13 protein-coding genes are annotated in these 13,638 nt (G+C 68.2%); 6 read left to right on the top strand and 7 right to left on the bottom strand.

What is annotated here, in order from left to right; all coding sequences use genetic code 11:
- Window positions 1–2: 2 nt before the first annotated feature.
- Window positions 3–767, bottom strand: coding sequence for an enoyl-CoA hydratase family protein (locus AC3ERS_RS13320; protein WP_431967106.1), 765 nt, complete (start codon window positions 765–767; stop codon window positions 3–5).
- An 87-nt stretch (window positions 768–854) separates the two neighbouring features.
- On the opposite strand from AC3ERS_RS13320, the gene AC3ERS_RS13315 reads away from it, so the two are divergent.
- The 5 genes from AC3ERS_RS13315 to AC3ERS_RS13295 all read left to right on the top strand — a co-directional run bounded on the left by AC3ERS_RS13315 (window position 855) and on the right by AC3ERS_RS13295 (window position 5,486).
- Complete coding sequence (locus AC3ERS_RS13315; protein ID WP_431967104.1) at window positions 855–1,646, top strand: SDR family oxidoreductase; 792 nt, start codon at window positions 855–857, stop codon at window positions 1,644–1,646.
- A gap of 31 nt (window positions 1,647–1,677) precedes the next feature.
- Window positions 1,678–2,586, top strand: coding sequence for an SDR family oxidoreductase (locus AC3ERS_RS13310; protein ID WP_431967102.1), 909 nt, complete (start codon window positions 1,678–1,680; stop codon window positions 2,584–2,586).
- A gap of 190 nt (window positions 2,587–2,776) precedes the next feature.
- Window positions 2,777–3,640, top strand: coding sequence for a pentapeptide repeat-containing protein (locus AC3ERS_RS13305; protein WP_431967430.1), 864 nt, complete (start codon window positions 2,777–2,779; stop codon window positions 3,638–3,640).
- A 311-nt stretch (window positions 3,641–3,951) separates the two neighbouring features.
- Complete coding sequence (locus tag AC3ERS_RS13300; protein ID WP_431967100.1) at window positions 3,952–4,467, top strand: ImmA/IrrE family metallo-endopeptidase; 516 nt, start codon at window positions 3,952–3,954, stop codon at window positions 4,465–4,467.
- Window positions 4,464–5,486 carry a hypothetical protein gene (locus AC3ERS_RS13295; RefSeq protein ID WP_431967098.1) on the top strand — a complete coding sequence of 341 codons (1,023 nt, stop codon included), beginning with the start codon at window positions 4,464–4,466 and terminating at the stop codon, window positions 5,484–5,486. Before AC3ERS_RS13300 ends, AC3ERS_RS13295 begins: the two co-directional genes overlap by 4 nt.
- Before the next feature lie 552 nt (window positions 5,487–6,038).
- Here AC3ERS_RS13295 and AC3ERS_RS13290 read toward each other — a convergent pair.
- Window positions 6,039–6,455, bottom strand: a complete 417-nt coding sequence (locus AC3ERS_RS13290) for a helix-turn-helix domain-containing protein (protein ID WP_011207048.1) — start codon at window positions 6,453–6,455, stop codon at window positions 6,039–6,041.
- A gap of 363 nt (window positions 6,456–6,818) precedes the next feature.
- Window positions 6,819–7,982 (bottom strand): steroid 3-ketoacyl-CoA thiolase, encoded by a 1,164-nt coding sequence (locus AC3ERS_RS13285; RefSeq protein ID WP_431967096.1) that lies wholly within the window; start codon window positions 7,980–7,982, stop codon window positions 6,819–6,821.
- A gap of 130 nt (window positions 7,983–8,112) precedes the next feature.
- Between AC3ERS_RS13285 and AC3ERS_RS13280 the strand changes: the two genes are divergently transcribed.
- Window positions 8,113–9,381, top strand: a complete 1,269-nt coding sequence (locus AC3ERS_RS13280) for a cytochrome P450 (protein ID WP_431967094.1) — start codon at window positions 8,113–8,115, stop codon at window positions 9,379–9,381.
- Between the two features lie 85 nt (window positions 9,382–9,466).
- Here AC3ERS_RS13280 and AC3ERS_RS13275 read toward each other — a convergent pair whose 3' ends face one another.
- The 4 genes from AC3ERS_RS13275 to AC3ERS_RS13260 form a co-directional block, all read right to left on the bottom strand.
- Window positions 9,467–9,886, bottom strand: a complete 420-nt coding sequence (locus AC3ERS_RS13275; RefSeq protein WP_431967092.1) for a nuclear transport factor 2 family protein — start codon at window positions 9,884–9,886, stop codon at window positions 9,467–9,469.
- A 96-nt stretch (window positions 9,887–9,982) separates the two neighbouring features.
- Window positions 9,983–11,152, bottom strand: coding sequence for a thiolase domain-containing protein (locus AC3ERS_RS13270; protein WP_431967090.1), 1,170 nt, complete (start codon window positions 11,150–11,152; stop codon window positions 9,983–9,985).
- A gap of 227 nt (window positions 11,153–11,379) precedes the next feature.
- A complete protein-coding gene (locus tag AC3ERS_RS13265; RefSeq protein ID WP_431967088.1) occupies window positions 11,380–12,414 on the bottom strand; it encodes a thiolase domain-containing protein in 1,035 nt (344 codons plus the stop codon).
- A 12-nt stretch (window positions 12,415–12,426) separates the two neighbouring features.
- Complete coding sequence (locus tag AC3ERS_RS13260) at window positions 12,427–13,392, bottom strand: Zn-ribbon domain-containing OB-fold protein (RefSeq protein ID WP_431967086.1); 966 nt, start codon at window positions 13,390–13,392, stop codon at window positions 12,427–12,429.
- Between the last annotated feature and the right edge of the window lie 246 nt (window positions 13,393–13,638).

Genomic DNA, 13,638 nt, shown 5'->3' with positions numbered 1-13,638 from the left:
GGCTACTCGCCGGCCTTGCGCGCCGCGAGGTCGTCTTCGAACCTGGCGCGGATCTCGTCGGCGACGCCCGCCAGGTTCAGTTCGAAGGTGAAGCCCTGCTCGTAGCGGTAGCTGCGGTGCACGTCCTGCACGTCGATGCCGTTGAGCGCGCGCTTGGCCGCCCGGATCACCCGGCCGTCCTTGGCCGCGATGTTCTTGGCGACTTCCATGGCGGCGGCGTCGAGTTCGGCGCGCGGCACCACCTGGTACACCGAGCCGTAGTGCTGCAGCTGCTGGGCGGTGATGGTGCTCGCGGTGTAGAACAGCGCGCGCATCAGGTGCTGGGGGACCAGCCGGGAGAGGTGCGTGGCCGCGCCGAGCGCGCCGCGGTCCACCTCGGGCAGGCCGAAGGTGGCGTCGTCGGAGGCGATGACGACGTCGGCGTTGCCGACCAGGCCGATGCCGCCGCCGAGGCAGAAGCCCTGCACCACCGCGATGACCGGCACCGGGCAGTCGTAGACCGCGGCGAACGCCTCGAAGCAGCCGTGGTTGGCGTCGATCAGCGCCTGGTGGCCCGGCTTGCTCTGGATCTCCTTGATGTCGACGCCCGCGTTGAAGCCGCGGTTCTCCGCGCGCAGTACCACGACCTTGGTCTCTGGGTCGCGCCCTGCCGCGCGGACGGCGTCGGCGATGGCGAACCAGCCGTCGGTCGGGATGGCATTGACCGGCGGGTAGTCGACCGTGACGACGGTGATGCCGGTTGATTCGGAGTGACGGTTGATCCCCATCGCATGTCCTTCGTTTCTGAGCTCGTGGTGCGTGCCGGATGTCGCCGGGCATTGGCAAAGCAAGCAGTTGCTTGGTAGGTTAGCACGGTGGGACTCGAAATCGATCTGACCGATCGCGTCGTTTTGGTCACCGGCGGAGTGCGCGGTGTAGGCGCGGGGATCAGCAGGACATTCCTGGCGGCGGGTGCGACGGTGGTCGCGTGCGCCCGGCGCCCGGCCGACGCCCCGGTGGTCCACGACGGCCGGGAGATCGAATACCTGCCGTGCGACGTCCGCGACGGCGACGCGGTCCAGGGCATGATCGACACGGTGCTCGCCCGCCACGGGCGGCTCGATCACCTGGTGAACAACGCGGGCGGCGCCCCCTTCGCGCTCGCCGCCACCGCGAGCAAGAACTTCCACGCCAAGATCGTGGAGCTGAATCTCCTCGCCCCGCTACTGGTTTCGCAGGCCGCCAACGCGGTCATGCAGGAACAGTCCGACGGCGGATCGATCGTGATGATCTCCAGCGTCAGCGGCCATCGGCCCTCCCCGGGCACCGCGGCCTACGGCGCGGCCAAGGCGGGCATCGACAACCTGACCCAATCCCTCGCCGTCGAGTGGGCCCCGAAGGTCAGGGTGAACTCGCTGGTGGTCGGCCTGGTCGAGACCGAGCTCACCGAAATGCACTACGGCGACCGCGAGGGCGTCGACGCCGTCGCCGCGACGGTTCCGCTCGGCCGGATGGCCCGTCCCGAGGACATCGGCCGCGCCGCCGCCTTCCTGGCCTCGCCCCTCGCCGCCTACGTCAGCGGCGCCTCGCTGCCGGTGCACGGTGGCGGCGAGCGCCCCGCCTTCCTTGCCGCGTCCACCGCGGAGCACGACCAGCAGCGGGCCTGATCCCGAACAGAACGAAAGAGGACAACAGGTAATGAGCGAGCAGATCTGTGCGGGGCGCACCGTCATCGTCACCGGCGCGGGCCGCGGTATCGGCCGGGCGCACGCGCTGGCCTTCGCGGCCGCGGGCGCGCGCGTGGTGGTCAACGACCTCGGCTCCGCCCTCGACGGCGCTGCCACCGTCGAGACGCCCGCCCAGCAGGTGGTCGCCGAAATCGAGGCGATGGGCGGCCAAGCCGTGGCCAACGGCGACGACATCGCGGACTGGGCGGGCGCGCGCAACCTGATCCGGCAGGCAGTCGATACCTTCGGCGGGCTGGACGTGTTGGTCAACAACGCGGGCTTCGTGCGCGACCGGATGCTGGTCAACCTGGGCGAGGACGAGTGGGACGCGGTGGTGCGAGTGCACCTCAAGGGCCATTTCGCCACCATGCGTCACGCCATCGAATACTGGCGCGGCGAGAGCAAGGCGGGCCGTCCGGTCGACGCCCGCATCATCAACACCAGCTCCGGCGCAGGCCTGCAGGGCAGCGTCGGCCAGGGCAACTACGGCGCCGCGAAGGCGGGTATCGCCGGGCTGACCCTGACCGCCGCCGCTGAATTCGCCCGGTACGGCGTGACCGTCAACGCCATCGCGCCCGCCGCGCGCACCAGGATGACCGAGACCGTGTTCGCCGAGACGATGGCCAAGCCCGAGGACGGGTTCGACGCGATGGCGCCGGAGAACATCTCGCCGCTGGTGGTCTGGCTCGGCAGCCCCCAGTCCGCCGGTGTCACCGGCCGCATGTTCGAGGTCGAGGGCGGCAAGGTCGCGCTGGCCGACGGCTGGCGGCACGGCGTCGCGGTGGATCGCGGCGCGCGCTGGGAGCCCGTCGAGCTCGGCCCGGTCGTCGCGGACCTCATCGCGAAGGCCGCGCCGCCGGAGCCGGTGTACGGAGCCTGATCGATCTGTTTGCTGGGCGGGCCCTGGGCTCGCCCAGTGAAATTCGAGCTAACGCCATGTGACGCGAGCCCTGTCCCCTCGGGGCGCCGCTGTGCGCTGCCATCCTTTCCCTGCGCCTTTCAGGGCGGGGGTTTACTATGGGCACCCGTCCGTCAAAAGTCCGGATGAGGTGTTGCGACCGGGCATATAGCTGCGCTGTACGAAGAGGGGAAGGCTGGCGCATGGCCGTTGGTCGCACGTTCCGTGCGGTGGCACTAGCCGGAGCTGTGACCGGTTTTGCGCTACTCGGTTCCGTTGCCGCCCTCGCGCAACCGGGTGGCATACCGCCCGAGGAGCCGGGTCAGCCGCGCGTCCCCGCGTCGAGCGCTTCCATCACGGGCCCCGGATTGCCGCTGGTGCCAATGACTCCCGAACCCACCGCCGAGGAGATCGGTTCGTCCGCTGTCGGCTCGGCAAGCGCCGCGGGTTCCGCTGGACTCGGTTCCGCCGCCGCCGCGGGTTCCGCCGGACTGGGCTCAGCCGGATTGGGCTCGGCCGGTGCGGCCGGTTCCGCCGGGTTGGCCGCTGTGCTCGGTACCGGGTCGGCCGGATTGGGTGCGTTGTTGGGCACCGGCTCAGCCGGATTGGCTGCGTTGCTCGGTACCGGTTCGGCGGGTCTGGGGGCAGCTGTCGGTTCGGTGGCCGTTGGTTCTGCCGCTGTCGGTTCGGCGGCCGTCGGCTCTGCCGCTGTCGGTTCGGCGGCCGTCGGCTCTGCCGCTGTCGGTTCGGCGGCCGTCGGCTCTGCCGCTGTCGGTTCCGCGGCTGTCGGTTCGGCCGGTGTCGGTTCGGCCGCTGTTGGTTCCGCGGGTGTCGGTTCGGCGGGCGTTGGTTCCGCGGGTGTCGGTTCGGCCGGTGTTGGTTCGGCGGGTCCGGGGTCGGCGGCTGTCGGTTCCGCCGCCGTCGGTTCGGCCGCGGTCGGCTCCGCCTCCCCACTGCTGCTCCTGCTGATCCCGCTGCCGACACTGCCCGTCCCGGCGACTCCTGCTGCGCCCCTCGTCATTCCGCCCGTCCCTGACGGCCCGGCTCCACAGCTCGCTCCGATCCCGGTCGCCGCACCGCCCGCCGCGAAGGCGGTTCCGGAGCAGACTCCGCCGCCCGCTCCCGCGCCGCAAGTGCCCGCGAATCCGAACCACGACGTACGCCCGACGAGCGCCGACAACGGACTGCCCGAACCGAACGTGCTCTCGGTCGTCGGCGGCCTCGTCGCCCTCGCGCTCGCCGGAACCGGTTCCGGCGTGGTCAGTTTCCAGAGCGCCTCCGCCGCGCAGGCCAAGGTGGACGCCGCCCGCGCCCAGTTCTTCGGCCCGAGGTTGTGAAGGGTCAGGCATGAGTGAGAGCAGGACGCAGAGCAGTTCCCGGTCCTACCGGCGGGTGGCGGCCGCGGTCGACGCGGTGTGCGCCGTGGCCGCCGACTACGACGCCACCACCCTGGACGAGGTGGTCGCCGCGATCGCCAACGAGCGTAAGCGGGAAATCGAGATCGCCAGTGCCCAGCTGGGTCCCGGTGTCTGCGGCCAGCGCAGGTTCTATCCCGACCGGGACGTCATCGTGCTGGCGGCCACATTGCCCAGCCGCGATCACACGCTGGCCCACGAACTCGGCCACATCGTCTTCGACCACGAGGGCGCGCCCGCACCGGAGGTGACACTGGAGGCCGGCGACGACCTGATCGCCTACATGCTGAGCCAGCGCGCCCATCAGCAGATCGTCGACGACGGCGCCGACGAGCTGGCCGAATGGGAGGCCGAGACCTTCGCCGCCATGCTGATGACCCGGCTGCGCGTCTTCAACAGCCGAGGCGCGGGCGTCTCGGTCCTTCGATTCGATGAGGCACTCGGATGACGTTCTGGTTGACGGCCATGCTGGTCTGGGTGGCCGCGGGCGCGCGCGTGGGGCGCGTGCTGGTGAAACCCGCGACGACGGCGCGGGTGGCGATCGTCGTCGCGGTGGCCGCGGTAGCGCTCGGCGCGACGGTCGCGGTGCCCGAAATCGCCCTCGCCGTGGACAATCTGCGCCCGCATGGTCTGCGCTCCGGGCTGCTGTCCGACGGCGTCGTGCTCTCGGCGTGGCTCGCGTTCGTCACGGCCACCTCGGTGGTGGCCGCCGCGGCGTGGCCGGTGGTCTCGCGGCGCAACCTGCGCCAGATCGGCATGGTGATCTACGCGGCGGGCACGACCGCGGTGGCCATCGCGCTGTCGTGGTCGTACACGTTCGGCTGGCTGCTCGTCGTGCTCGGCGCGATCTTCATCGTCGTGACCGGATTGCGCAACCTGGACTGGACGACGCTCGGCCGCGGCATCGCCATCTACACCGGGGGAACCGCGTTGGTCGGCGTGCTCGCGGTGCTTCAGGTGCGGCGCGCGCTGACCGACGAGCCGCGCGCGCCCGCGGGTCAACCGGCGTGGGACTGGCCCGCGTGGGAAATCGCCGCGCTGCTGGTCGCTTTCGGCGCGGTGTGGATCGTGGTGGAGCTGTGGGTGCGAGCCAGAGTGCTGCTGCGCCAGATTCGGTCGCTGCACCGCCTGATGGTCGGCCGGTTCCCCGAAGTGGTGGCGCACGATCAGACCGGAACCTCCACGCAGCTGCGTGCCTCGGACCAGGTCGCCCAGATCATGGACGCCCTCTACCTGCAATCGGGTGGCGGTGTCGAGTTGGTGGCCGCGGGCACGCCGCCCGACGCCATCGCCGAGCGCGCCGACGAGGTGGCGGAGTGGGCGCGAAATCCGTTGGGCGACATCGTGATAGACGCTCGATGGATCGCGCCGCCGGAGGGTGTCGGTTCGCGCGGCTGGGTACAGGCGATCGCGCGCGCCTACGAGTCCACCGCAGGCGCGCACTCGGAGGAGCCGGTTTCTCGATGACCTGACGCGGGTGATCATCCATCGGTGTCGCCGTCGCATGTGGTGACGGCCGCCGTTCTCCGTGCCGCACCACGATTTTCGATGATCGGTGTTCCCGGTCACCCGTCGATGACATCGACTCGGATGGATGACTACACTGCTCACCGCGCGCACCGTCGACCTGTGAGGGCATCGTCACCGTGACGATAAGGCCGCGGGATCGAAGTTGGACCCGTGTCCATCAGTGGAATGTAATGCGCCCCTGGAAATCGGGGCTATCGACCGAACGAGGAACTTGCTCGCTCTGTCTTCTGTGGTGTGGCATGCGTTTGCACAATGGCGATCGCAACCCGCTCGGTATGGATCGAGCGGTGCACTTTCAAACGTTCTTGCACGGCGTGGAATCCGAATCGGCGCGCAATCCGCGGACGCTACAGAATGCGCGCACTCCGCCGAATTGGATTCGGCGGGAACCCGTGTGCCGCGCCGGCCTGCCCGTCCTCGGGAGCTGGTTCGCGCACAACGCAGCACAGTGCGACCGATGGCCGCACTGTGCTGCGCTGTGGGAGAACCTTATTCGGTTCCGTCCGGAGGAATTTCGGGCAAGCCCTCACTCGCCCGCAACTTCTCCGCCATGGAGGTGAGAAGGTTCTGCGATTCTTCGGAAAGATCGAACGCCCTACTCGACAGCCGACGCAGTCCGTAGCCCTGCAGCTGGGACAGCAGCTCAAGATCGTGATCGATCTTGGCGGCATAGATGTCGTTGAAGAAGTAGTCCGGCTTGACCTTGAAGAACTTGGCCAGTGCAGCCACCGTTTCGTCCGACGGGTTGGTCCGTTGGCCCGACCGCAACTGCGAGAGATACGGTTTCGAGATCGGATGCCCGGAGGCCGTCAGCGCAGCCGCAACCTCCGCGTTGGTGTGCGGCTTGCGCCCCGGGGGATGCACGGTTTCGAACAGCTTGTTCAGCCGCGCCGCGAAATCAGCCATTGTGAGCCGCCCAATTCCCTTCGCTGTACTAACAGTCGTTATCTCGGATACGTATCATTGATATTAGCGGCTCAGTAACTGAAAACCTACGCCTGATTCAGGATTTCCTTGAAGCTTCTAGGTGAGCGGTCGGCGAAGCTACTGGGACGGTTGCGTTTGCGGGTCGCGCCAACGTCTCTAGTGGAGGCGCGGTACGACCCGGTTCTGGCCCGTCGCGGGGGTCTTCCCGATCAGGGCGATGTTAGCGACAAGATAGCTGACATCTCATCTAGTCGGCCGTACTGGTCACTGTGTGGCGTACGACACGTTTTGCGGGCTCTGGGATGAACGTTCAACAAATGGGAGTGGAATTAGTTGAAGTTGCTACAACCTCTCGATGATCGTACCTGTCGCCAGTGCGCCACCGGCACACATGAGCACCATTGCCGTGCTGCCGCCGGTCCGCTCCAGTTCGTGCAAAGCCGTTGTGATGAGCCGGGATCCGGTGGACCCGACCGGATGGCCGAGAGCAATCGCGCCGCCGTTGACATTCACCCGGTCCATGTCCGACTGGTGTACAGAAGCCCACGAAAGTGCGACCGAAGCGAATGCCTCATTGATCTCGAAAAGGTCGATGTCGCCGATACTCATCCCGGAACGCTCCAGTAGGCGAGTGCAAGCTTGCACCGGACCGTCGAGATGGAATTCCGGCTCGGCGCCGACCAGTGCCTGAGTCACGATCCGCGCGCGGGGGCGCAAACCCGCTCGCTGCGCGGCCTTTTCGTCCATCAGCAGCACCGCGGCCGCGCCGTCGGAGATCTGTGACGAACTGCCTGCGGTGTGCACGCCGCCCTCCAGGACCGGCTTCAGCTTGGCCAAGCCCTCCACGGTGGTCTCGCGCAGACCTTGATCCCGGGCCACGTCCAGCTTCTCGCCGGTGAGGTTGCCTTCCTTGTCCACCGCGGGCGCGGTGACCGACAGCACCTCGCGATCGAAGCGTCCTTCGGCCCACGCCTGCCCGGCCAGCCGCTGCGAGCGTGCGCCGAATTCGTCGACGTCCGCGCGAGAGATGCCGCGCCGCTTGGCAATTCGCTCGGCGGCCTCGAACTGGTTGGGCAGGTCGATATTCCACGACGCCGGCCTGCGCGGACCGGCGTGCTCGCCGACGTTGGCGCCCAACGGAACTCGGCTCATCGCCTCAACGCCGCAGGCCATGCCGATATCGATCGCACCTGCGGCGATGAGGCCGGCCACCAGGTGGTTGGCCTGCTGTGCCGAACCGCACTGCGCGTCGATCGTGGTCGCGCCGACCTGCCACGGCAGTCCGGCGTGCAGCCACGCGACCCGGGTGACGTTGTTGGACTGCTCGCCCGCCTGGGTGACGCAGCCGCCGATGACCTGCTCCACCTGGGCCGGGTCCAGGTGAGCGCGCTCGAGCAGTCCGCGCTGGGCCAGGCCGAGGAGTTCGGCGGCGTGCAGGCCGGATAGCCAGCCGCCGCGCTTGCCGATCGGAGTGCGAGCGGCCTCGACGATGACGGGTGTGCCCATCTTGAACCTTCCTCTGGGGACCAAAACTGAAACGTGTGCCAGCCGGATGTACTGCGCTTCTTTACTAGTCCTTCCGGCTGTGCTGCAATTGATTGTAGAACGTGTTTCAGTTTGTCGAAGGAGACATCTGGTGGTTGAGACTCGGAACGCCCGCCCGAATCTGCCGGAAGGGTTCGACGTCACGGACCCGGACATCTACGCCGAGCGAGTTCCGGTCGAAGAATTCGCCGAACTGCGCCGCACCGCGCCGATCTGGTGGAACCCGCAGTCGCCCGAGACCGGTGGCTTCCAGGACGAGGGTTTCTGGGTGGTGAGCAAGCACGCCGACGTCAAGGAGGTGTCGCGGCGCAGCGAGGTGTTCTCCAGCTTCGAGAACACCGCGATCCCGCGCTTCAACGACGACATCACCCGCGAGCAGATCGAACTCCAGCGCATCGTGCTGCTCAACATGGACGCGCCCGAGCACACCAAGCTTCGCAAGATCATCTCGCGCGGCTTCACCCCGCGCGCCATCAACGGCCTGCGCGCCGAACTCTCGGCGCGGGCCGAGGAGATCGTGAAGAGCGCGGCCGAATCGGGAGCGGGCGATTTCGTCACCCAGGTCGCGTGCGAGCTGCCGCTGCAAGCGATCGCCGAGCTGATCGGCGTTCCGCAGGAAGACCGGATGAAGGTCTTCACCTGGTCCAACCAGATGACCGGCTACGACGACCCGGAGAACGACGCCGACCCGGTGGCCGCGTCCGCCGAGATCCTCGGCTACGCCTACCAGATGGCCGCCGCCCGCAAGGCATGTCCCGCCGACGACATCGTGACCACGCTGATCGAGGCCGATATCGACGGTGACAAGCTCAGCGAGGAGGAGTTCGGCTTCTTCGTCATCATGCTCGCGGTCGCAGGCAACGAGACCACCCGCAACGCCATCACCCACGGCATGATGGCCTTCCTGGACAACCCCGACCAGTGGGAGCTGTTCAAGAAGGAGCGCCCGGCCACCGCGGCCGACGAGATCATCCGCTGGGCGACTCCGGTCACCTCCTTCCAGCGCACCGCGCTGGAGGACACCGAGCTCGGCGGCGTGCAGATCAAGAAGGGGCAGCGGCTGGTGATGCTGTACCGCTCGGCCAACTTCGACGAGGACGTCTTCGAGAACCCGGAGAAGTTCGACATCACCCGCAAGGACAACCAGCACCTGTCCTTCGGCGGCACCGGCGCGCACTTCTGCATCGGCGCGAACCTGGCCCGTCTGGAGATCGATCTGATCTTCAACGCGATCGCCGACCACCTGCCCGATATGACGAAGTTCGGCGACGCCAAGCGCCTGCGGTCCGGGTGGCTGAACGGTATCAAGGAATTCCCGGTCGACTACAAGACCAAGGGCGGCTGCCCGGTCGCGCACTGACCGAGCGAAAAGGGCCCTCGAACCGGAGTACCCAGCCGGTTCGAGGGCCCTTTCGTCTGCTGCCCGAGAGCAGGGGCAGCCGGTATCAGTCGACGCGCCGGGTAGTCGCGATCGCCCGGTCGACCTCCCAGAACGCGCGCAGGGCGGCGATCTTGCCCGCGTCGTCGACCTTGTAGGTGAACACGCCCTCGGCGTCGATCTGATGCCCGCCGATGCGGGTGCGGATGGTGCCGGTGAAGGCCACCTCCTTGCCACAGGCGAAGGAATCGTCGAAGAGGAACTCGATCGATTCGGTCTGCGCGATCGCCTTGTCCCAGAACGCCGCGATGGCGTCACGGCCGCGGTGACCCTTGCCCTCGGGGTCGAAACCCGAAGGGCCGATGGGATCTTCGACGATCCCGTCGGCGGCGAACAGATCCAGCCACGCGTCCTTGTCCCGTGCCCGCACCGCGGCCTGGGATGCGAGTCCGGCGAGGCGGGCGGGATGCTCGGTAGTGGTGGTCATAGGAGCTCCGTATCTGATGGCAGGTATCCGTCGATCGGGGAAGCGAAGCGCCCCCGATCGACCTCCAACGTCGGTCGGTGCGGAGTAAGCCGAGCGTCAGCGAGGCTTTTCCGCGCCGACAACCCACATCGAGAAGTACTGGGATCCACCGCCGTACGCATGGCCCATGGCCTTGCGCGCGCCGTCGACCTGGTAGTCGCCTGCCCGTCCCATCACCTGCTTGGCCGCCTCCGCGAACCGGATGAGGCCGGAAGCCCCGATCGGGTTGGAGGACAGCACGCCACCCGACGGGTTCACCGGGATGCGTCCGCCGATCTCGGTCTCGCCCTTCTCCGTGAGCTTCCAGCCGTCGCCCGGCGCGGCGAAACCGAGGTTCTCCAGCCACATCGGCTCGAACCAGGAGAACGGCACGTAGATCTCGGCGGCATCGATCTCCTCGAGCGGATCGGTGATGCCCGCCGCCTTCCACAGCGCGGCAGCCGCGTCCTGGCCCGCCTGCGGGTTGACCTGGTCGCGCCCGGCGAAAGTGGTCGGCTCGGTGCGCATCGCGGTGCCGTGCACCCACGCCACCTTCTTGCCCTCGGCTTCCACCGCCGCGGCCGCCTCGGCGTCGCCGAGCACGATCGCGCACGCGCCGTCCGAGGACGGGCAGGTCTCGTCGAAGCGGATCGGATCCCACAGCATCTGCGAGGCGAGCACCGATTCCAGCGTGATGTCGGGCTGCTGGAGGTGGGCGAGCGGGTTCTTGGCGCCATTGCGCCGATCCTTCACCGCGACCATCGCACCGATGTGGGACGGCGCATTGGACCTGCGGATGTAGGAACGCACGTGCGGGGCGAAGTAGCCGCCCGCGCCCGCGCCGACCGGCATGGTGAACGGCACCGGAATCGACAACGCCCACATGGCATTCGACTCCGACTGCTTCTCCCACGCCACCGCGAGCACCCGCTTGTGCACGCCAGCCTGCACCAGGTTGGCGGCCACCACGCCGGTGGAACCGCCCACCGAGCCTGCGGTGTGCACGCGCAGCAGCGGCTTCCCGGTCGCGCCGAGCGCGTCGGCCATATGCAGTTCGGGCATCATGACGCCCTCGAACAGGTCCGGCGCCTTACCGACCACCACCGCATCGATATCGGCGATGGTGAGCCCGGCGTCGGCGAGCGCGCGATCGATTGCTTCGCGGCACATGCCCGACATCGAGACGTCGGTTCGTTTCGTCACGTGATGGGTTTGTCCGGTGCCGAGCACCGCGGCCGGAACGCTCATGCCTGCACCTCGCTGGCGCTCGGCGCCGGCATGCGCGTGGCGCGCTGGCACATGATTCGCTCACTTCGTTCGCTCATGCCTGCACCTCGCTGGCGCTCGGCGCCGGCATGCGCGTGGCGCGCTGGCACATGATTCGCTCACTTCGTTCGCTCATGCCTGCACCTCGCTGGCGCTCGGCTCCGGCATGCGCGTGGCGCGCTGGCACATGATTCGCTCACTTCGTTCGCTCATACCTGCCCCTCCAAAACGGTCACAAGATTCTGTTGCAGCGCGGGGCCGCTGGTGGCGTGGGCGAGCGCGCGGTTCGCGGTGCCCGCCATGATGGCTTCGGCCGCGAAACCGATGCGCTCCAAGCCCGCCGCGAACATCGGGTTGGCGGCCAGTGCGCCACCCGACGGATTCAAGGTGGTCTCCGGCTTCAGCCCGATGGCCTCGGCGAGGATCAGCTGCTGGTGGCTGAACGGCGCGTGCAGTTCGGCGATGTCGAAGCCGCTCAGGTCGCCGCCGGTAACCGCCTGTGCCGCAGCGGAAGTCGAGGGCGAGGCGGTGAGATCGCGAGCGCCGAGCACCGGGGTGTCGACGCGGTGCGCCATGCCGGTGATCCAGGCGGGCCGCTCGCACAGCTCGCGGGCGCGATCGCCGACCGCGAGCACGATGGCGGCCGCGCCGTCGGTGATCGGCGCGCAGTCGTGGGCGCGCAGCGGATCGGCCACATACGGTGTGGCGAGCAAGCTTTCGACGTCACCGGAAGCGCCCGCCGCCACCGCGGCCATATCGCGCTCGGTCCAGCGGCCCGCGTCGAGTCCGGCCCGCGCTTGGAGACCGGCGATGGACAGCGCGTCCGGCCACAGGGGAGCGACCAGGTAGGGGTCGAGCTGCATGGTGAGCACCTGGCGCAGTGTGCCCGCGGACGACTTGCCGAATCCGTAGACCAGCGCGGTGCGCGCCTGCCCCGACTTCAGCTTCACGAACGCCTCGTACAGCGCCCACGCGGCGTCCATCTCGACGTGCGACTCGTTGATCGGCGGCACGGCGCCGATGGCGTCGATCGCCGAGATGAACGAGAAGGCGCGTCCGGCAAGGTAATCGGAGGAGCCCGAGCACCAGAAATCGATATCGGACTTGGTGATGCCCAGATCGGAGTAGAGCTGCTGGAAGCAGGGCACCAGCATCTCGACACCGTTGGTGGTGCCGAAGGTCTCCGGCACGTGCGGTGCGTGGGCGAAGCCCACGACCGCGATGTCGGTGGCGTTGTCAGTCAACGTAAGCGCCTCTCACAGGTGGTGCTTGTAGGTCTCGTAGTCGGCGTCCGGCTCGCCGCTCGGCTCGAAGTGGTCGACGTTCTCCAGACCGTGACCCCACTCCTCGCGCGGCTTCCACACCGCTTTCACGCGCATGCCCATCCGCACTTCGCTTGCGTCGCAGCCGAGTACGAGATGCAGTACCGGAATGTCGGCGCCGTCCAGCAGCACATAGGCCGCGACGTACGGCGGTTTGATGCGCTGTCCGAGGAACGGAACGTTCACAATGCAGAACGTGGTGACCGTGCCGTGATCGGAGAGTTCGATGTAATCGTCGGTCGGCCTGCCGTCGGTCGGGTTGGCCCCGCGCGGCGGGAAGTACACCTTGCCCGCGGCGTCGGTGCGCGCGCCGATCAGCTTGCCCTCGGCGAGTCCGCGCAGGTAGACGGTCTCCTGCGGGGAAGCGGTGTGCTTGTAGGACAGATCGATCGGCGTGACGATCATCGTGACCGGCTCGCCGCTTTCGGTGGCGGGCTCGGCGGTGGACTGCTCGCCCGGCTCGAAGCAGACGATGTCCTTGATGCTGCCTTCGGTCTGTGCGGCCCACCGCGCCCGCACTCGCATGCCGGTCCGCATCTCGTCCGGCGCGGTGACGTCGACGGCGTGCAGCATGCTGGTGTCCGCGCCGTCCAGCTGGATCAGCGCCCAGGCGAACGGCCGGTCGAAGGGCTGGCCGGGCAGCGGCTCGTGCACCCAGGTCCAGGAGGCGACCGTGCCGGTGTCGGCGACGTCGACGAACTCGGTCAGCGGCTGGCTGGTCACCGGGTCGTACTCGGGCGGCGGCACCAGAACCCGGCCGTCGGACCCGCGCACGCCGACCACCCTGCGGCTCCGCAGACCGGTCAGGAATCTGCCGATGGTCGGTCCCACCGACCGTGTGTAGTCGAATCGCGCCCGCAGCGGGGCGCTCAGCACATCGGGTGCCGTGCTGGTGTCCAATTCCGACCTTCTCTCAGCTCTTCATCACCCGCCGCGGTTCCGGCGGCCGTCCTCGCGCCACGCGGTGGGCCGGGTTCGTCCCGCCCAGCTCGCGGCGGTGCTCATCTCGTCGGGCCCCCACCCGTGAATACGCCGGACGCGGTATTCCCCTTAGTCACGCTATCGAGTAGAACAGGTTCTTATTCTGGTGGCAAGGGCGTGCCTCCGCCTTCGCTCCGGCCGTGCGCGTAAAAGTTGCCAAGGAAA

The organism is Nocardia sp. bgisy134, from assembly GCF_057708325.1.
Note: the sequence above shows the minus strand (reverse complement) of the source record. Positions and strands in the feature narration are given on the sequence as shown.

Coding starts and splice junctions, on each gene's coding strand:
- AC3ERS_RS13270 (WP_431967090.1), bottom strand. CDS start 11,152: ATGAGCGTTCCGGCCGCGGTGCTCGGCACCGGACAAACCCATCACGTG.
- AC3ERS_RS13285 (WP_431967096.1), bottom strand. CDS start 7,982: ATGGGCACACCCGTCATCGTCGAGGCCGCTCGCACTCCGATCGGCAAG.
- AC3ERS_RS13310 (WP_431967102.1), top strand. CDS start 1,678: ATGAGCGAGCAGATCTGTGCGGGGCGCACCGTCATCGTCACCGGCGCG.
- AC3ERS_RS13290 (WP_011207048.1), bottom strand. CDS start 6,455: ATGGCTGATTTCGCGGCGCGGCTGAACAAGCTGTTCGAAACCGTGCAT.
- AC3ERS_RS13295 (WP_431967098.1), top strand. CDS start 4,464: ATGACGTTCTGGTTGACGGCCATGCTGGTCTGGGTGGCCGCGGGCGCG.
- AC3ERS_RS13300 (WP_431967100.1), top strand. CDS start 3,952: ATGAGTGAGAGCAGGACGCAGAGCAGTTCCCGGTCCTACCGGCGGGTG.
- AC3ERS_RS13320 (WP_431967106.1), bottom strand. CDS start 767: ATGGGGATCAACCGTCACTCCGAATCAACCGGCATCACCGTCGTCACG.
- AC3ERS_RS13275 (WP_431967092.1), bottom strand. CDS start 9,886: ATGACCACCACTACCGAGCATCCCGCCCGCCTCGCCGGACTCGCATCC.